Raw genomic sequence first — 593 nt, 5'->3', positions numbered from 1 at the left:
ACTGGCAAATCAACCCTCTTTAACCTGATGCTCGGCTTCTTCCCACCGACTTCCGGCGAGATACTTATAGATGGCAGGAAACTGACTCCTACTAACCGAAGTGAGTGGCATAAACTGGTGGGGTACGTACCGCAGGAAATATTTATCATAGAAGGTACACTCGCTGATAACATTGCACTGGGGCAATCGCAAATTGACCTTACAAAGGTGATGCAGGTTCTGGAACAAGTGCAACTGAAGGAATGGGCAGATGAATTACCACAAGGATTGGACACCCCGTTGGGTGAATATGGCAGCCGATTGTCCGGTGGTCAAAAACAAAGAATTGGTATTGCACGGGCACTTTACAAGGAAGCTGAAGTCTTGTTCTTTGATGAAGCTACTTCCGCTTTGGATAACAAGACGGAACAGGAAATTAATCATGCTCTGGAAACACTCTCCTTGCGGCACCGTGAACTGACATTGGTTGTCATAGCCCACCGCGAAAGTTCGCTGGCTTTCTGCGACCGGATATTCGATCTGGATACATGCGATATAGTATATAATAATAAGGAATAAAAGAAATGGAACAAGATTATTTAATAGCCGGACAT

General features: G+C 45.0%; 1 protein-coding gene. It reads left to right on the top strand.

Annotated elements, in window-relative coordinates:
- Positions 1-558: ATP-binding cassette domain-containing protein (locus tag DWW10_RS25855; RefSeq protein WP_147350497.1), on the top strand; the 558-nt coding region annotated here is incomplete at its 5' end.
- Between the last annotated feature and the right edge of the window lie 35 nt (positions 559-593).

Source organism: Bacteroides intestinalis (assembly GCF_003464595.1).
Taxonomy (GTDB): Bacteria; Bacteroidota; Bacteroidia; order Bacteroidales; family Bacteroidaceae; genus Bacteroides; species Bacteroides intestinalis_A.
The sequence above is the reverse complement of the archived record's forward strand: the minus strand, read 5'-3'. Positions and strand labels throughout refer to the sequence as shown.